We start from the raw sequence: 15,712 nt of genomic DNA on the forward strand, positions 1-15,712 counted from the left end.
AATCCATACATGGAGACCGAGACGGCCACACGCTGGCTGACCGATGCGGAGCAGTGCGCCTGGCGCACCCACCTGGACGTCAGCCGGCTGCTGACACACCAGCTGGAGAAGGACCTCCAGCCGTTCGGCCTGACCATGAACGACTACGAGATCCTGGTCAACCTCTCGGAGTCGGAGGACCGGCGCATGCGGATGAGCGACCTGGCCGCCGCCACCCTGCAGTCCAAGAGCAGGCTCTCGCACCAGATCACCCGCATGGAGAACGCCGGCCTGGTGCGGCGCGAGCACTGCGAGTCGGACCGGCGCGGGCTGTTCGCGGTCCTCACGGACCTGGGCGGCGAGACGATGCGGAAGGTCGCGCCGCGCCATGTCGAGTCCGTGCGCAGGCACTTCATGGACCTGCTCTCCCCCGAGGAGCTCGCAGGACTGCACTCGGCGCTGACCCCGATCGCGGACCATCTGCGCGGCCGGCGCGGCAAGCCGTAGGGCCTCAGCCCTCCTCCGCCGTTCCCTCCCGTGCGTCCTGCGGCTTCCCCGGCAGCCGCAGGGTGAACCGCGCGCCGCCGCCCGGCCCTTCACCCACCGTGAGTGTGCCGCCGTGCCGGGCGGCCACATCACGGGCGATGGCCAGGCCGAGCCCCGCCCCGCCGTCGTCACGACTACGGGCGTCGTCCAGCCGTACGAAACGCTCGAAGATCCGGTCCCGTTCGTCCTCGGGCACACCCGACCCGTCGTCGGTCACCTCCACGAGCACGTCTCCCCCGGCCGCCCGCACCGACACGGCCACCGAACGCTCCGCGTGACGCTGGGCGTTGTCCAGCAGATTGCCGACCACGCGGGCCAACTGACCACGCGAGCCGACCACTTCGAGTGAGCCACCGGCGTCGGAGACGGACACCTCCGGCGGGACGCGGTCCGTGGCGCGCTGGGAGACCTCCTCGCGGACCAACGCGCCCAGGGCGACCGCCGTCCGCCCCGGCCGCTCCCCCGCGTCCAGCCGGGCGAGCAGCAGCAGATCGGCGGCCAGCGCCTGCAGACGTACGGTGTCGGCGACCGCGCCGGGCACGTCCAGCAGCTCCGGGTGGGCCTCCCCCACCTCCAGCTGGGTGCGCAGCGAGGCGATCGGGCTGCGCAGTTCGTGCGAGGCGTCGGCGACGAAGCGCCGCTGCCGGTCGACCGAGGCCTCCAGCACGGTGAGGGTCTCGTTGGTCGTGCGGGCCAGCCGTGCGATCTCGTCCCGCGAGTCCGGCTCGGGCACGCGGCGGCTGAGGTCCTCGGACGCGGTGATCGCCGCCATCTCCCGCCGGATGCCCTCGACCGGGCGAAGGGCGCGCCGGGTGACCAGCCAGGTCACTCCGGCGACGACGAGCAGCATGAGGGGCAGCCCGGTCAGCATGGAGGTGCGTACGGTGTCCACGGCCTCCCGCTCGGCCGCGAGCGGGGCGCCCGCGTGGACGGTCAGGGTGACGTCCTCCCGCGTGGTCACCTCGACGGCGGCGAAGCGGTAGTCCGCCGTCTCCCCGTCGACGGTGGCGGTGCCGTTCGTGAAGTCCGGCGGATCGGAGGAGACCTCGCTGCGGGGCGGGTCGTCCCCGTCGTCGTCATCGTCATCGTCGTCGTCATCGTCCGGGCTCGGAGTCGGCGCCGGCGGGACCGGGACGACCTGCGCGATCCCCGTCCCCGAGATCGCTTCCAAATCCTTGGAGACGGCCACCACGCGCCCCTCCCCGTCGGTCACCTGGACGGGGTGGGTGTCGTCGTCGCCCGGCTCCAGCTCCGCGTACGTCATGCCCAGGGCCAGGTCCCCGGCCACCTCGCGCGCGGTCACCTCGGCCTCCAGGCCCGCCCGGTCCGTCAGGTTGCCACGCAGCACCGCCAGGACGGCCAGCCCCGCGACGGTCAGCGCGACGGCGACGACCAGGGTGGCACCGAGGGCGGCCCTGGCCCGTACGGACCTCACAGCGCCTCCAGGCGGTAGCCGGCGCCCCGGACCGTGCGGATCGACGCGGCGCCGAGTTTGCGGCGCAGGGTGCTGATGTAGACCTCGACGATGTTCGGGTCGCCCTCGTAGGCGAAGTCCCAGACGTGTTCCAGGATGTCCGCCTTGCTGACCACCTCGCCCACCCGCAGCACGAGCTGCTCCAGGACGGCGAACTCCTTGGCGGTGAGCGTGATCTCCTCCTCGCCCCGGTGGATCCGGCGGGCGGCCGTGTCCATCCGCAGCGTGCCGGCGGTCAGCACCGGCGAGGCGGAGCCACCGCGTCGGCGCAGCAGCGCCCTGATCCGGGCGACGAGCACGACGTACGAGAACGGCTTGGTCAGATAGTCGTCGGCGCCCGTGTCGAGGCCCTCCGCCTCGTCGTACTCCCCGTCCTTCGCGGTCAGCATCAGGATCGGCATCTCGTGCCCGGCGGCGCGCAGGGCGGCGCAGATCCGGTAGCCGTTCATCCCCGGCAGCATGATGTCGAGGACCACGAGGTCATGGACGCCCTGGCCGGCCAGGTGCAGGCCCTCCAGACCGTCGTGCACGACGTCCACGGCGAAGCCCTCGGCGGTGAGCCCTCTTCCGAGGGACGTCGCGAGACGCTTCTCGTCCTCCACGATCAACAGGCGCATGGGGACAGCTTCGCAAACCGAAGCTGAAGAAGCCTTCAGGTGGCTTCAGGCTGCCTTCAGCATCGCCGGGCCAGTGTGTGTCCTGTCGCTCAGCACAGCACATCCCATCGGGGAGGAACCCACCATGAAGCGCAACATCGCCATCGCCACTCTCACCGCGGCCGTACTCGTCGGCGGCGGGCTCGCCGCCACCGCCGCGTTCGCGGACTCCGACGGCGGCGGCGCGGACGACCGGAAGGTCTCGGCGGACCGGTCGGCCGGGACCACCGGGGAGCGGACGACAGAGGGGAAGGCCGACCGGCTCACCCTGGACGAGGCGGTCGGCGCCGCGCTGAAGGCCGTCCCCGGCACGGTCACCGGGGCCGAACTGGACGATGACGATGACGACGACGACCGCGACCGCACCGTCTGGGAGCTGGACGTGTTCGGCTCCGACAAGGTCTGGCACGACGTGACCGTGGACGCGCGGAACGGCGAGGTGCTGTCCGACCGCGAGGACGACGACAACGACGACCGCGACCGGCACGCGCCCCGTTCGGCGGCCGTCTCCCTGGACGCCGCGGTGAAGGCTGCGCTCGGCGCGCAGCCCGGCACGGTGACGTCGGTGGACCTGGACGACAACGACGACGATGACGACGGCGGCAAGCGCGGTGCGCTGCGCTGGGACGTCGACGTCGCGGGCAAGGACGGCAGGCAGCACGAGCTGCACGTCGATGCCAGGAACGCCGAGGTCACCGTGGACCAGGACGACGACAACGACGACAACGACGACGACGGTGACGACGGCGACGACGACTGATCCGTCGCCCGCGCGACGGCGGTTCCCGGGCGGCCCGCACGCCGCCCGGGAGCCGTCAGTTCGCTCCGGTGAGTCCCGCGACCAGCTCGTCCGCCGCCGCGTACGGGTCGAGGCCGCCGGCCACGATCCGCTCCGCGAGGGCGTCGAGCCGGCGGTCCCCGTGCAGATCCGCGATGCGTTCGCGGAGCGCGGTGACGGCGATCGTCTCGACCTCGCGGGCCGCACGCGCCGTGCGCCGCTCCGCCAGGACGCCGTGCTCCTCCATCCACGCCCGGTGCTTCTCCAGGGCCTCGACGACCTCGTCGATGCCCTCGCCCCGGGCGGCGACCGTCTTCACGATCGGCGGCCGCCAGTCGCCGGGCCCCCTGGACTCGCCCAGGCCCAGCATGTGGTTGAGCTCGCGGGCGGTGGCGTCGGCGCCGTCCCGGTCGGCTTTGTTGACGACGTAGACGTCGCCGATCTCCAGGATCCCGGCCTTCGCCGCCTGGATGCCGTCGCCCATGCCGGGGGCGAGGAGGACGACGGACGTGTCGGCCTGGGAGGCGATCTCCACCTCCGACTGGCCGACCCCCACCGTCTCCACGAGGATCACGTCGCAGCCCGCCGCGTCCAGCACCCGGATCGCCTGCGGCGCCGACCACGCGAGGCCGCCCAGGTGGCCCCGGGTGGCCATCGAACGGATGTAGACGCCCGGGTCGGAGGCGTGTTCCGACATCCGCACCCGGTCCCCGAGGAGCGCACCTCCGGAGAACGGGGACGACGGGTCGACGGCCAGGACCGCGACCCGCTTGCCGGCCTTCCGGTAGGCGGATACCAGCGCCGAGGTGGAGGTGGACTTGCCGACACCCGGTGATCCGGTCAGGCCCACGACATAGGCACGGCCCGCGAGGGGCGCCAGGGCGGCCATCACCTCACGCAGTTGCGGCGAGGCTCCCTCCACCAGGGAGATCAGCCGGGCCACCGCACGCGGCCTGCCCTCCCGTGCCTGCTCGACCAGGGTGGGAACATCCACCTTCACGCTCGGCCTCCTCGCTCGCCCGTACCGGCTACTTGCCCGGTACGCGGATGATCAACGCATCGCCCTGACCGCCGCCGCCGCACAGCGCCGCCGCCCCGGTACCGCCGCCGCGCCGCTTCAGCTCCAGCGCGAGGTGCAGCACCACACGGGCGCCGGACATGCCGATGGGGTGGCCGAGCGCGATCGCACCGCCGTTGACGTTGACCTTGTCGAAGGTGACGCCGAGGTCCTTCATCGACTGGACCGCGACGGCCGCGAAGGCCTCGTTGACCTCGATGAGGTCGAGGTCGTCGACGCCGAGGCCCTCCTTCTTCAGGGCGTGCCGGATGGCGTTGGACGGCTGCGACTGGAGCGAGTTGTCCGGGCCCGCCACATTGCCGTGGGCGCCGATCTCGGCGATCCACTCCAGGCCGAGCTCCTCGGCCTTGGCCTTGCTCATGACGACGACGGCCGCGGCGCCGTCGGAGATCTGCGAGGCCGTTCCCGCGGTGATCGTGCCGTCCTTGGTGAAGGCGGGCCGCAGCTTCCTCAGGGACTCGACGGTCGTCTCGGGGCGGATGCCCTCGTCCTCGGAGAAGAGGACGGGGTCGCCCTTGCGCTGCGGGATCTCGACCGGGGTGATCTCGGCCTCGAACACGCCGTTCTTCTGGGCCGCGGCGGCACGCTGGTGGGACAGGGCGCCGATCTCGTCCTGCTCCGCGCGGGCCAGCCCCAGACGGGTGTTGTGCTTCTCCGTGGACTCACCCATCGGGATGTTCTCGTAGGCGTCGGTCAGACCGTCGTACGCCATGGAGTCCAGCATCTCGATCGCACCGTACTTGTATCCCTCACGGGACTTCGGCAGCAGGTGCGGGGCGTTGGTCATGGACTCCTGGCCGCCGGCCACCACGACGTCGAACTCGCCCGCGCGGATCAGCTGGTCCGCGAGGGCGATCGCGTCGAGCCCCGACAGACACACCTTGTTGACGGTGAGCGCGGGGACGTTCATCGGGATTCCGGCCTTGACCGCGGCCTGGCGTGCCGGGATCTGCCCTGCCCCGGCCTGGAGCACCTGGCCCATGATCACATACTCGACCTGGTCGCCGCCGATGCCGGCCCGGTCCAGCGCCGCCTTGATGGCGAAGCCGCCGAGATCGGCTCCGGAGAAGCTCTTCAGCGAGCCGAGGAGCCGGCCCATGGGCGTCCGCGCGCCCGCGACGATCACTGAGGTGGTTCCGGTCGTTCCTGACATGAGGCACAGCCCCTTGGTTAGGTTGTGAACGAGGGTTTACTCGAATGTACTGAGCGGTATGGGCCCCGTCATCCAGCTGTCGGTGTGATCGCGCGCACGTTGCGTGACCGGTCCCGGGGCGCTGCACTGGTTCCATGCTGACGCGTATCGACCACATCGGAATCGCTTGTTTCGACCTCGACAGGACAGTGGAGTTCTACCGCGCGACATACGGCTTCGAGGTGCACCACTCGGAGATCAACGAGGAGCAGGGCGTCCGGGAGGCCATGCTGAAGATCAACGAGACCTCGGACGGCGGGGCTTCCTACCTCCAGCTCCTGGAACCGACCCGTGAGGACTCGGCCGTCGGCAAGTGGCTGGCGAAGAACGGTGAGGGTGTGCACCACATCGCCTTCGGGACGGCGGACGTCGACCAGGACGCCGCCGACATCCGCGGGAAGGGCGTCCGGGTGCTGTACGACGAGCCCAGGACCGGGTCCATGGGATCCCGGATCACCTTCCTGCACCCCAAGGACTGCCACGGTGTCCTCACCGAACTGGTCACCTCGGCGGCAGAGCACTGACCTGACCCATACCCGGCCCGGTAGAGTGGGCTGTTCCGGGCCGGGGCCGGGTCGGGGCCGTGCCGCGTCCCCGCCGTTGATCTGTCACCATTCCCCGGGGTACCGCTCGCCCGCGAGCGGTACTCGTGTGGAGAATTGCGACCAGGGTTGGGGTCTCCCCTGCTCGAACGACGTTGAGAGCTCGGGGAAGGATGGGACCGCGCAATGCGGGGCTACGAGAGCCAGCAGAGCCACCGAGCTGACGACGACCATCTCTCGCGGTTCGAAGCCGAGATGGACCGGCTGAAGACCGACCGGGAGAAGGCCGTCCAGCACGCCGAGGACCTCGGTTACCAGGTCGAGGTCTTGCGCGCCAAGCTGCACGAGGCGAGGCGCAATCTGGCGACCCGTCCCGCACACGACGGCGCGGACATCGGCTACCAGGCCGAACAGATGCTCCGTAACGCCCAGATCCAGGCCGATCAGCTGCGTACGGACGCCGAGCGCGAGCTGCGTGAGGCCAGGGCGCAGACGCAGCGGATCCTGCAGGAGCACGCGGAGCATCAGGCCCGGCTCCAGGCGGAGTTGCACGCCGAGGCGGTGCAGCGGCGCCAGCGGCTCGACCAGGAGCTGGCGGAACGCCGGCAGACCGTCGAGTCCCACGTCAACGAGAACGTCGCCTGGGCCGAGCAGTTGCGGGCCAGGACCGAATCGCAGGCGCGCCGGCTCCTGGACGAGTCGCGTACGGAGGCCGAGCAGTCGCTGGCCGCCGCCCGCGCCGAGGCGGCCCGGCTCGCCGACGAGACCCGCCGGCGCCTCAACTCCGAGACGGAGTCGGCGCGTGCGGACGCCGAGGCGACGCTCCTGCGGGCCCGCAGGGACGCCGAGCGGCTGCTGGAGGCCGCCTCCTCCCAGGCCCAGGAGGCCACCGGACACGCGGAGCGGCTGCGCTCGACGGCCACCGCCGAGACCGAGCAGACCCGGCAGCAGACCGCGGAACTGAACCGCGCCGCCGAGCAGCGCATGCAGGAGGCCGAGACCCGGCTGCGCGAGGCCCGGTTGGAGGCCGAGAAGGTCCTCTCCGAGGCGAAGGAGGCCGCGGTCAAGCGGCTGGCCGGCGCCGAGTCGCAGAACGAACAGCGCACCCGTACGGCCAGGTCCGAGATCGCCCGGCTGGTCGGCGAGGCCACGAAGCAGTCCGAGACGCTCAAGGAAGAGGCCGAGCAGGCCCTCGTCGACGCCCGGGCCGAGGCCGAGCGGCTGGTCGCCGAGGCAGCCGAGAAGGCCCGCACCCTGGCCGCCGAGGAGGCCGCCGCCCAGCTCGCGAAGGCGGCCCGGGGTGCCGAGGAGGTCCTGACCAAGGCCGCCGACGACGCCAAGTCGACCACCAGGGCGGCCGGTGAGGAAGCCGACCGGATCCGCCGCGAGGCCGAGGCCGAGGCGGACCGGCTGCGCGGCGAGGCCGCCGAGCAGGCCGACCAGCTCAAGGGCGCGGCCAAGGACGACACCAAGGAGTACCGGGCCAAGACCGTCGAGCTGCAGGAGGAGGCACGCCGGCTCCGCGGCGAGGCCGAGCAGCTGCGTTCCGAGGCCGTCGCCGAGGGCGAGCGCATCCGTGGCGAGGCCCGCCGCGAGGCCGTCCAGCAGCTCGAGGAGGGTGCCCGCACCGCCGAGGAGCTGCTCACCAAGGCCAAGGCCGACGCCGAGGAGCTGCGCACCTCCGCGGGGACCGAGAGCGAGCGCGTCAGGACCGAGGCTGCCGAGCGTGCCGCCACCCTGCGCAAGCAGGCCGAGGAAGCGCTGGAACGCAGCCGCGCCGAGGCGGAGAAGCTGCGCGCCGAGGCCGAGGAGCAGGCTGCGGCCCTGACCGCCGCGGCGGAGACGGCGGCCGGGACCCTGCGCGAGGAGACCGAGCAGGCCATAGAGGCCCGCAAGGCCGAGGCCGCCGACGAGTTGGCGCGGCTGCACACCGAGGCGGAGTCCCGGGTCACGGCCGCCGAGACGGCCCTCGGCGAGGCACGTGCGGAGGCGGAGCGCATCCGCCGCGAGACGGGCGAGGAGTCCGAACGGCTGCGCGCCGAGGCCGCCGAGCGGATCCGTACGCTCCAGGAGCAGGCGACCACGGAGGCCGAGCGCCTGCGTACCGAGGCCGCCGCCGACGCCGCGCAGTCCCGTGCCGAGGGCGAGTCCGTCGCCGTACGGCTGCGCAGTGAGGCCGCCGCCGAGGCGGAGCGGCTGAAGACCGAGGCGCAGGAGAGCGCCGACCGGGTGCGTTCCGAGGCCGCGGCCGCCGCCGAGCGGGTCGGCACGGAGGCCGCCGAGGCTCTCGCCGCCGCGCAGGAGGAGGCCAACCGCCGCCGCCGCGCCGCCGAGGAGGTACTCGGCTCGGCGCGCGACGAGGCGGAGCAGGAGCGCGAACGCGCCCGCGAGCAGAGCGAGGAACTCCTCGCCTCCGCCCGCAAGCGGGTCGAGGAGGCCCAGGCCGAGGCCCAGCGGCTCGTCGGGGAGGCGGAGAGCCGGGCCGCCGAGCTGGTCGCCGCGGCGGAGCAGACCGCCCAGCAGGTGCGGGACTCCGTCGCCGGGCTGCAGGAGCAGGCCGAGGAGGAGATCACCGGGCTGCGCTCCGCCGCCGAGCACTCGGCGGAGCGGACCAGGAACGAGGCGCAGGAGGAGGCGGACCGGGTCAGGTCCGACGCCTACGCCGAGCGCGAGCGGGCCACCGAGGACGCCAACCGCGTCCGTCAGGTCGCGCACGAGGAGTCGGAGGCCGCGAAGGCCCTGGCCGAGCGGACCGTGTCCGAGGCCATCGCCGAGTCGGAGAAGCTGCGCTCGGACACCTCGGTGTACAGCCAGCGGGTCCGTACGGAGGCGTCCGACGCCCTGGCGTCCGCCGAGCAGGACGCCTCGCGCGCTCGCGGCGAGGCCCGTGAGGACGCCAACCGGATCCGTTCCGAGGCGGCGGCGCAGGCCGACCGGCTCATGGCCGAGGCGACGAGCGAGAGCGAGCGCATCCGCGCCGAGGCCACCGAGCAGTCGGAACGCTTCGTCGGAGAGGCGACCGACGAGGCCGAACGGCTGCGCGCGGAGGCGGCGCAGACGGTCGGTTCGGCCCAGGAGCACGCGGCCCGTACCCGGGAGGAGTCGGAGCGGCTGCGCACCGAGGCGGAGGCCGCCGCCGAGCAACTGCGCGCGGAGGCACGCCAGGAGGCGGACCGGTTGCTGGACGAGGCGCGCGAGGCCGCGGCGAAGCGCCGTGCCGATGCCGCCGAACAGGCCGACCAGCTGGTCGAGAAGGCCCAGGAGGAGGCGCTGCGCGCCGCCACCGAGGCCGAGGAGCAGGCCGACAGGATGGTCGGCGCCGCCCGCAACGAGGCCGTGCGCATCACCTCGGAGGCGACGGTCGAGGGCAACTCCCTGGTCGAGCGGGCCCGTACGGACGCCGACGAGCTGCTCGTCGGGGCCCGCCGGGACGCCACCGCGACCCGGGAGCGGGCCGAGGAACTCAGGGTCCGGATCGAGAGCGAGGTCGAGGAGCTGCACGAGCGCGCGCGGCGCGAGACCTCCGAGCAGATGAAGACGGCGGGCGAGCGTGTCGACAAGCTGATGAAGGCGGCGACGGAACAGCGGGCCGAGGCCGAGGCCAAGGCCAAGGAGCTGCTGGCGAACGCCAATTCGGAGGCGAGCAAGGTCCGTATCGCCGCCGTGAAGCGCGCCGAGTCGCTGCTCAAGGAGGCCGAGACCAAGAAGGCCGAGCTGACCAGGGTCGCCGAGAAGTTGCGCGCCGACGCCGAGGCGGAGGCCAAGCAGACGGTCGACGAGGGCCGCCGTGAGCTGGACCTGCTGGTCCGCAGGCGCGAGGACATCAACACGGAGATCTCCCGTGTCCAGGACGTCCTGGAGGCGTTGGAGTCGTTCGAGGCCCCGGGGGGATCGGGCAAGGGGTCCGGAAGCGGCGGCGCGGGTGTCAAGGCCGGCGCTGCGGCGGGGAACCGTTCGGGGGGCAAGGCGTCGGACGGGTAGCGGCTCACGCACTTCGCCATGAACATTCAACTCTTCCCGGTCGCAAGCGCTCCGGGGGTCAGCCACTCAAAAGGGGTGTCATTCTCCATACCAAAGCGGCATCTTCACATTGACACGCCGCCCAGGCCCCTAGGATTCCCTCTAACACCTCACCGGTCTCATTCGACAGGAACCCCATGAGCGACCCTTCCTCCCCCTTCGGCTTCGAGCTCGTGCGACGTGGATACGACCGCGGTCAGGTGGACGACCGCATTACCAAACTCGTCGCCGACCGTGACAGCGCCCTCGCCCGCATCACGTCTCTGGAAAAGCGCATCGAGGAACTCCACCTCGAGACGCAGAACGCCCAGGCCCAGGTCAACGACGCGGAGCCGTCGTACGCCGGTCTCGGTGCCCGCGTCGAGAAGATCCTCCGCCTCGCCGAGGAGGAGGCGAAGGACCTGCGTGAGGAGGCCCGCCGCGCGGCCGAGCAGCACCGCGAGCTGGCCGAGTCGGCCGCCCAGCAGGTGCGCAACGACGCGGAGACGTTCGCCGCGGAGCGCAAGGCGAAGGCCGAGGACGACGGCGTCCGTATCGTCGAGAAGGCCAAGGGCGAAGCGAGCACGCTGCGCACCGACGCCCAGAAGGACGCCCAGCAGAAGCGCGAGGAGGCGGACGCCCTCTTCGAGGAGACCCGCGCCAAGGCCGCCCAGGCCGCCGCGGACTTCGAGACGAACCTCGCCAAGCGCCGCGACCAGTCGGAGCGCGACCTCGCGTCCCGTCAGGCGAAGGCCGAGAAGCGCCTCGCCGAGATCGAGCACCGCGCCGAGCAGCTCCGCCTGGAGGCCGAGAAGCTCCGTACGGACGCCGAGCGCCGGGCCCGTCAGACGGTGGAGACGGCTCAGCGTCAGGCCGAGGACATCGTGGCGGACGCGAACGCCAAGGCCGACCGGATCCGCAGCGAGTCGGAGCGCGAGCTGGCGGCGCTCACCAACCGCCGCGACTCGATCAACGCCCAGCTGACCAACGTCCGGGAGATGCTGGCGACGCTGACGGGTGCCGCGGTCGCCGCCGCCGGTTCCCCGGCCGAGGACGAGTCCACGACCCGTGGGGTCCCCGCCCAGCAGACCCGCTGACCCGGAGTCCAGGGGCACGTACATCAGCTGTACCCCTTCGCGCGCCCGGTGCCGCCCTTGTGGTGGCGCCGGGCGCGCGGCCGTTCTAGCGTGAGCGGCATGATCGAGCTCGACGGCCTCACCAAACGGTTCGGCGCCAAGGTTGCCGTCGACCATCTGTCGTGCCGAGTCAGGCCCGGGATGGTGACGGGCTTCCTCGGTCCGAACGGCGCGGGCAAGTCCACGACCATGCGGATGATGCTCGACCTCGACAACCCGACCAGCGGCACGGTGCGGATCGACGGGCGCCCCTACCGCGACCTCCAGGAGCCGCTCAAGCACATCGGGGCGCTGCTGGACGCCAAGTCGATGCACGGCGGACGCAGCGCGTACAACAACCTGCTGTGCCTCGCCCAGAGCAACCGCATCCCGGCGAGCCGGGTCTCGCACGTGCTGGACACGGTCGGCCTGAGCGCGGTGGCGAAGAAGAAGTCCAAGGGCTTCTCCCTCGGCATGGGCCAGCGGCTGGGCATCGCGGCCGCGCTGCTCGGCGACCCCGAGATCCTGATGTTCGACGAACCCGTCAACGGTCTGGACCCCGAGGGGATCCACTGGATCCGGAATCTGATGAAGGCCCTCGCGGCGGAGGGCCGTACGATCTTCGTCTCCTCCCACCTGATGAGTGAAATGGCCCTGACCGCCGATCATCTGATCGTGATCGGGCAGGGCAAGCTGCTCGCGGACACCTCGATGGCCGACTTCATCCGCGAGAACTCCCGCAGTTTCGTGCGGATGCGTTCCCCGGAGCAGGAGCGCCTGCGCGACCTCCTGCACGCGGAGGGTGTCGTCGCGACCGAGTCGGGCAACGGCACGCTGGAGATCGACGGCGAGGCCCCTGAGCGGCTCGGTGAGCTGGCCGGCCGGCACGGGATCGTGCTGCACGAGCTCAGCTCCCAGCGGGCTTCCCTGGAGGAGGCCTTCATGCAGATGACCGCGGGCTCGGTGGAGTACCACGCCCACTCCGAGGGTGAGGACGCCCCGCCACCGCCGGTGGGTCCGCACTGGGGCGATCAGTGGAACGACCGGCGGACGGGCGGCGGACCGGCCGGCGACGTGACGAAGGGGGCGTGACGGCGATGGCATCGGTACCCGCGGTCCTGAATTCCGAGTGGACGAAGATCCGTACGGTCTCGTCGACCACCTGGACGCTGATCTCCGCGTTCCTCGTCACCGTCGCCATGGGCGCGGCCCTGAGCGCTCTGCTGAACAGCCAGTTCGACGATCTCTCCGCCGCCGAGCGGGCCACCTTCGACCCGACGTTCGTGAGCTTCTCCGGGATGGTCCTGGGCCAGCTGGCGATGGTCGTCTTCGGTGTCCTGGTGGTGGGCACGGAGTACAGCTCCGGCATGATCCGCTCATCGCTGGCCGCCGTGCCGCAGCGCGGGTCGTTCCTCTTCAGCAAGATCGCGGTGGCCGGCCTCCTGGCCCTGGTGGTCGGCCTCGCCACCAGCTTCGTGACGTTCTTCCTCAGCCAGGCCCTGCTCGGCGACCGCGGTACCGGCATCGGGGCGGAGAACGTGCTGCGCGCGGTCTTCGGCGGCGGCATCTACATGGGCCTGATCGCGATCTTCTCGATGGGGGTGGCGACGATGCTGCGCAGCTCCATGCTGTCGCTGGGCATCCTGATGCCGTTCTTCTTCCTCGTCTCGCAGATCCTCTCGGCCGTCCCGGTCGCCAAGAGCGTGGCCCGGTACTTCCCCGACCAGGCCGGCTCCAAGATCATGCAGGTGGTCCCGGACGCGATGAACAGCGACCCGGCGCCGTACGGGCCCTGGGCCGGGCTCGGGATCATGGCGCTGTGGGTGGTCGCCGCGCTCGTCGGCGGTTACCTCGTGCTGAAGAGGCGGGACGCCTGAACGGGGCGCCCGGGACACGGGCGCCCCGTGGAGCGGCTTGGCCGGAACCGCCCACGGCTGGTTATCCTCCTAACTCTTACGGGGGTGTGCGGCCGCAGAGGCCTGGGCCCCGACGAGAGATAAGTCGATGGGGCTGGAGAATGATCGAGGCAGTCGGCCTGACCAAGCGCTACGGCGCGAAGACGGCCGTGCACAACCTTTCCTTCCAGGTGCGGCCCGGTGCCGTGACGGGGTTCCTCGGTCCCAACGGATCGGGCAAGTCCACCACCATGCGCATGATGCTCGGCCTGGACCGGCCGACGTCCGGACACGTGACGATCGGCGGCCACCCCTTCCGCAGCCTTCCCAACGCCCCGCGCCAGGTGGGCGCCCTGCTCGACGCCAAGGCCGTGCACGGCGGGCGCAGTGCGCGTAACCACCTGCTGAGCCTGGCCCAGCTGGCGGGTATCCCGGCGGCCCGGGTCGACGAGGTCCTCGGCGTCGTCGGGCTGCAGGACGTAGCGAAGAGGCGGTCCAAGGGCTTCTCCCTCGGTATGGGCCAGCGGCTCGGGATCGCGGCGGCGCTGCTCGGCGACCCGCAGGTGCTGCTCTTCGACGAGCCGGTCAACGGGCTCGACCCCGAGGGCATCCTCTGGGTCCGCAACCTGATGAAGCAGCTGGCCTCCGAAGGCCGCACCGTCTTCGTCTCCAGCCACCTGATGAGTGAGATGGCACTCACCGCCGACCATCTGATCGTGATCGGCCGCGGGCAGCTCCTCTCCGACATGAGCATCGCGGAATTCATCTCCGCCAACTCCGCCGGCTTCGCGCGGGTGCGAGTCCCCGACGACCGGCCGGAGGAGCGGGAGAAGCTGACCGCCTCGCTGGCGGAGGCGGGCGGCGGGGTCATGACGGAGCCGGACGGGGCGTTGCGCGTCACCGGACTCCCGCTCCCCCGGATCAGTGATCTGGCCCATGCGTCGGACGTCCGGCTGTGGGAGCTCTCCCCGCACCTGGCGTCACTGGAGGAGGCGTACATGCGGATGACGCAGGGCGCCGTGGACTACCGCTCGACGGCGGACGCCAAGGAAGGGCTCCAGCTGCCGCCGCCCGGTTACGGGCAGCCCGTCCACGCGCCCCCGAGTGCGCCGGAGGTCCCGCAGCAGGGCTGGTACGCCCCGCCGCCGCCGGGACAGAATCCGTACGCCGCAGACACACCGGCCACCGCGGACGGGGCCGTGCCCGAGACCACCGAGGACCCCCGATGACGATGCCGGCGACCCCCCAGGAGCACCAGGCCCCCCAGCAGCAGGGCTGGGGTGCCCCTCCCGGTCCGTACGCCTCACCGATTCCCGTGCGCTCTCCCGGCCTCGGTGACGCGATCGCCTCCGAGTGGACGAAGATCCGTTCCGTGCGCTCCACGATGTGGACGCTCGGCGTGATGATCGTGCTCCTGGTCGGGATCGGGCTGCTCACCGCGCTCGTCGTCAACCTGTCGGACGCCCCCCTGGACGACGCCCCCGTGCTCAGCATGGGATTCTTCGGCGTACTGCTCGGATCGATCTGTGTGATGACGCTCGGCGTGCTGACCATCGCGTCCGAGTACGGCACCGGGATGATCCGTACGACGCTGACCGCGTGCCCGAGCCGGGCGCGGATACTGATCGCGAAGTCGGTGGTCTTCTTCCTGCTGTCCTTCACGATCACCACGGTGACCACCGGGGTCGTCGGTGTCCTGCAGACGGCCATCCTGGACGGCGCCACTCCGGACACCGGCCTGTGGGTGCGTTCGACGGTCGGGGTCGGCCTCTACGTCGCCACGCTCGGGCTGCTCTCGCTCGCGCTCGGTACGATCATCCGGCACTCGGCGGGTGCGATCACGATCATGATCGCGGTGGTGCTGCTCCCGCTCGTGCTGGCGATGTTCATGTTCTCGCCGTCGCTGGCCGGTGTGCAGAACGCGCTCTTCCAGTACTCGATCCCCAACCAGCTCGGCGCGCTGTACAACACGTCGATGACCTCGGCGGGGCCGAGCGGCTGGGACCCGGTGTGGATCATCGTCGGGGTGACCGCGGTGGCCATGGCCGGCGCCTTCGCGGCGCTGGACCGGCGGGACGTCTGAGGACTCCCGGGACTCAGTAGCGCGGAGCGTTCCTGGACCGCTGCACCCGGGTGGTGCGGCGGTCCCTCGCGTTCCAGCAGGCCTTGTGCCAGTGCCGGCGGTCGTCGATCCCGCCGAACTCGGGCCAGGCGACGAGGTGCGGTACCCCGGACGGGATCTCCTGGTCGCAGCCGGGGCAGCGGTAGCGCTTGCCGGCCGCGCTCGCGCCGGCCACCGGGCGGACCGACCACTCCTCGCCCTGCCAGCTCTCCGTGGCACCGCCCCCGCCGTACCGCTCACCGGCCTCTCGGGCGGTGCTGTGAGGACTCTCGCCGCCTCGGGGGCGGTTGCGGCGCGGGGACACGGGACACCTCACGGGGCGGCGGTTCGGGCGGA

General features: G+C 71.7%; 14 protein-coding genes. 9 read left to right on the plus strand and 5 right to left on the minus strand.

Annotated elements, in window-relative coordinates; all coding sequences use genetic code 11:
• The first annotated feature begins 9 nt into the window (after window positions 1–9).
• Entirely contained in the window at window positions 10–486 is a 477-nt protein-coding gene (locus ABT001_RS11430) for a MarR family winged helix-turn-helix transcriptional regulator (protein WP_351275469.1), read from the plus strand.
• A 4-nt stretch (window positions 487–490) separates the two neighbouring features.
• Here ABT001_RS11430 and ABT001_RS11435 read toward each other — a convergent pair whose 3' ends face one another.
• Both ABT001_RS11435 and ABT001_RS11440 read right to left on the minus strand, forming a co-directional pair.
• Complete coding sequence (locus ABT001_RS11435; RefSeq protein ID WP_351275471.1) at window positions 491–1,960, minus strand: sensor histidine kinase; 1,470 nt, start codon at window positions 1,958–1,960, stop codon at window positions 491–493.
• Window positions 1,957–2,616, minus strand: a complete 660-nt coding sequence (locus ABT001_RS11440; protein WP_351275473.1) for a response regulator transcription factor — start codon at window positions 2,614–2,616, stop codon at window positions 1,957–1,959. Before ABT001_RS11440 ends, ABT001_RS11435 begins: the two co-directional genes overlap by 4 nt.
• Before the next feature lie 124 nt (window positions 2,617–2,740).
• On the opposite strand from ABT001_RS11440, the gene ABT001_RS11445 reads away from it, so the two are divergent.
• Window positions 2,741–3,415, plus strand: coding sequence for a PepSY domain-containing protein (locus tag ABT001_RS11445; RefSeq protein WP_351275475.1), 675 nt, complete (start codon window positions 2,741–2,743; stop codon window positions 3,413–3,415).
• A 55-nt stretch (window positions 3,416–3,470) separates the two neighbouring features.
• Here ABT001_RS11445 and meaB read toward each other — a convergent pair whose 3' ends face one another.
• Both meaB and ABT001_RS11455 read right to left on the minus strand, forming a co-directional pair.
• Window positions 3,471–4,433, minus strand: coding sequence for a methylmalonyl Co-A mutase-associated GTPase MeaB (gene meaB, locus ABT001_RS11450; protein WP_351275477.1), 963 nt, complete (start codon window positions 4,431–4,433; stop codon window positions 3,471–3,473).
• Between the two features lie 28 nt (window positions 4,434–4,461).
• A complete protein-coding gene (locus ABT001_RS11455; RefSeq protein WP_351275479.1) occupies window positions 4,462–5,664 on the minus strand; it encodes an acetyl-CoA C-acetyltransferase in 1,203 nt (400 codons plus the stop codon).
• Window positions 5,665–5,798: 134 nt separating this feature from the next.
• Here ABT001_RS11455 and mce point away from each other — a divergent pair, with 134 nt between their 5' ends.
• The 7 genes from mce (at window position 5,799) to ABT001_RS11490 (ending at window position 15,337) form a co-directional block, all read left to right on the plus strand.
• A complete protein-coding gene (gene mce / locus ABT001_RS11460) occupies window positions 5,799–6,227 on the plus strand; it encodes a methylmalonyl-CoA epimerase (RefSeq protein WP_351275481.1) in 429 nt (142 codons plus the stop codon).
• 204 nt (window positions 6,228–6,431) lie between these two features.
• Window positions 6,432–10,226 (plus strand): polarized growth protein Scy, encoded by a 3,795-nt coding sequence (scy, locus tag ABT001_RS11465; RefSeq protein WP_351275483.1) that lies wholly within the window; start codon window positions 6,432–6,434, stop codon window positions 10,224–10,226.
• A 176-nt stretch (window positions 10,227–10,402) separates the two neighbouring features.
• The gene (locus tag ABT001_RS11470; RefSeq protein WP_351275485.1) at window positions 10,403–11,341 is read left to right on the plus strand and encodes a coiled-coil domain-containing protein; all 939 of its coding nucleotides are present in this window, start codon (window positions 10,403–10,405) and stop codon (window positions 11,339–11,341) included.
• A gap of 99 nt (window positions 11,342–11,440) precedes the next feature.
• Window positions 11,441–12,451 carry an ATP-binding cassette domain-containing protein gene (locus ABT001_RS11475; protein ID WP_351275487.1) on the plus strand — a complete coding sequence of 337 codons (1,011 nt, stop codon included), beginning with the start codon at window positions 11,441–11,443 and terminating at the stop codon, window positions 12,449–12,451.
• Between the two features lie 5 nt (window positions 12,452–12,456).
• Window positions 12,457–13,236 (plus strand): ABC transporter permease, encoded by a 780-nt coding sequence (locus ABT001_RS11480; protein ID WP_351275489.1) that lies wholly within the window; start codon window positions 12,457–12,459, stop codon window positions 13,234–13,236.
• A gap of 140 nt (window positions 13,237–13,376) precedes the next feature.
• The gene (locus ABT001_RS11485) at window positions 13,377–14,483 is read left to right on the plus strand and encodes an ATP-binding cassette domain-containing protein (protein ID WP_351275491.1); all 1,107 of its coding nucleotides are present in this window, start codon (window positions 13,377–13,379) and stop codon (window positions 14,481–14,483) included.
• Complete coding sequence (locus ABT001_RS11490) at window positions 14,480–15,337, plus strand: ABC-2 transporter permease (RefSeq protein WP_351275493.1); 858 nt, start codon at window positions 14,480–14,482, stop codon at window positions 15,335–15,337. Before ABT001_RS11485 ends, ABT001_RS11490 begins: the two co-directional genes overlap by 4 nt.
• Before the next feature lie 13 nt (window positions 15,338–15,350).
• On the opposite strand, the gene ABT001_RS11495 is transcribed toward ABT001_RS11490, so the two are convergent.
• Window positions 15,351–15,680, minus strand: coding sequence for an Rv1322 family protein (locus ABT001_RS11495; protein WP_351275495.1), 330 nt, complete (start codon window positions 15,678–15,680; stop codon window positions 15,351–15,353).
• Window positions 15,681–15,712: the final 32 nt, after the last annotated feature.

The sequence above is a fragment of the Streptomyces sp. NPDC002793 genome (assembly GCF_040295485.1).
Classification (GTDB): domain Bacteria; phylum Actinomycetota; class Actinomycetes; order Streptomycetales; family Streptomycetaceae; genus Streptomyces.

What these genes read in the sequence shown, in the direction of transcription:
- ABT001_RS11430 (WP_351275469.1), top strand. Translation starts at nt 10, where the DNA reads ATGGAGACCGAGACGGCCACACGCTGGCTGACCGATGCGGAGCAGTGC.
- ABT001_RS11440 (WP_351275473.1), bottom strand. Translation starts at nt 2,616, where the DNA reads ATGCGCCTGTTGATCGTGGAGGACGAGAAGCGTCTCGCGACGTCCCTC.
- ABT001_RS11445 (WP_351275475.1), top strand. Translation starts at nt 2,741, where the DNA reads ATGAAGCGCAACATCGCCATCGCCACTCTCACCGCGGCCGTACTCGTC.
- ABT001_RS11455 (WP_351275479.1), bottom strand. Translation starts at nt 5,664, where the DNA reads ATGTCAGGAACGACCGGAACCACCTCAGTGATCGTCGCGGGCGCGCGG.
- mce (WP_351275481.1), top strand. Translation starts at nt 5,799, where the DNA reads ATGCTGACGCGTATCGACCACATCGGAATCGCTTGTTTCGACCTCGAC.
- scy (WP_351275483.1), top strand. Translation starts at nt 6,432, where the DNA reads ATGCGGGGCTACGAGAGCCAGCAGAGCCACCGAGCTGACGACGACCAT.
- ABT001_RS11470 (WP_351275485.1), top strand. Translation starts at nt 10,403, where the DNA reads ATGAGCGACCCTTCCTCCCCCTTCGGCTTCGAGCTCGTGCGACGTGGA.
- ABT001_RS11475 (WP_351275487.1), top strand. Translation starts at nt 11,441, where the DNA reads ATGATCGAGCTCGACGGCCTCACCAAACGGTTCGGCGCCAAGGTTGCC.
- ABT001_RS11480 (WP_351275489.1), top strand. Translation starts at nt 12,457, where the DNA reads ATGGCATCGGTACCCGCGGTCCTGAATTCCGAGTGGACGAAGATCCGT.
- ABT001_RS11485 (WP_351275491.1), top strand. Translation starts at nt 13,377, where the DNA reads ATGATCGAGGCAGTCGGCCTGACCAAGCGCTACGGCGCGAAGACGGCC.
- ABT001_RS11490 (WP_351275493.1), top strand. Translation starts at nt 14,480, where the DNA reads ATGACGATGCCGGCGACCCCCCAGGAGCACCAGGCCCCCCAGCAGCAG.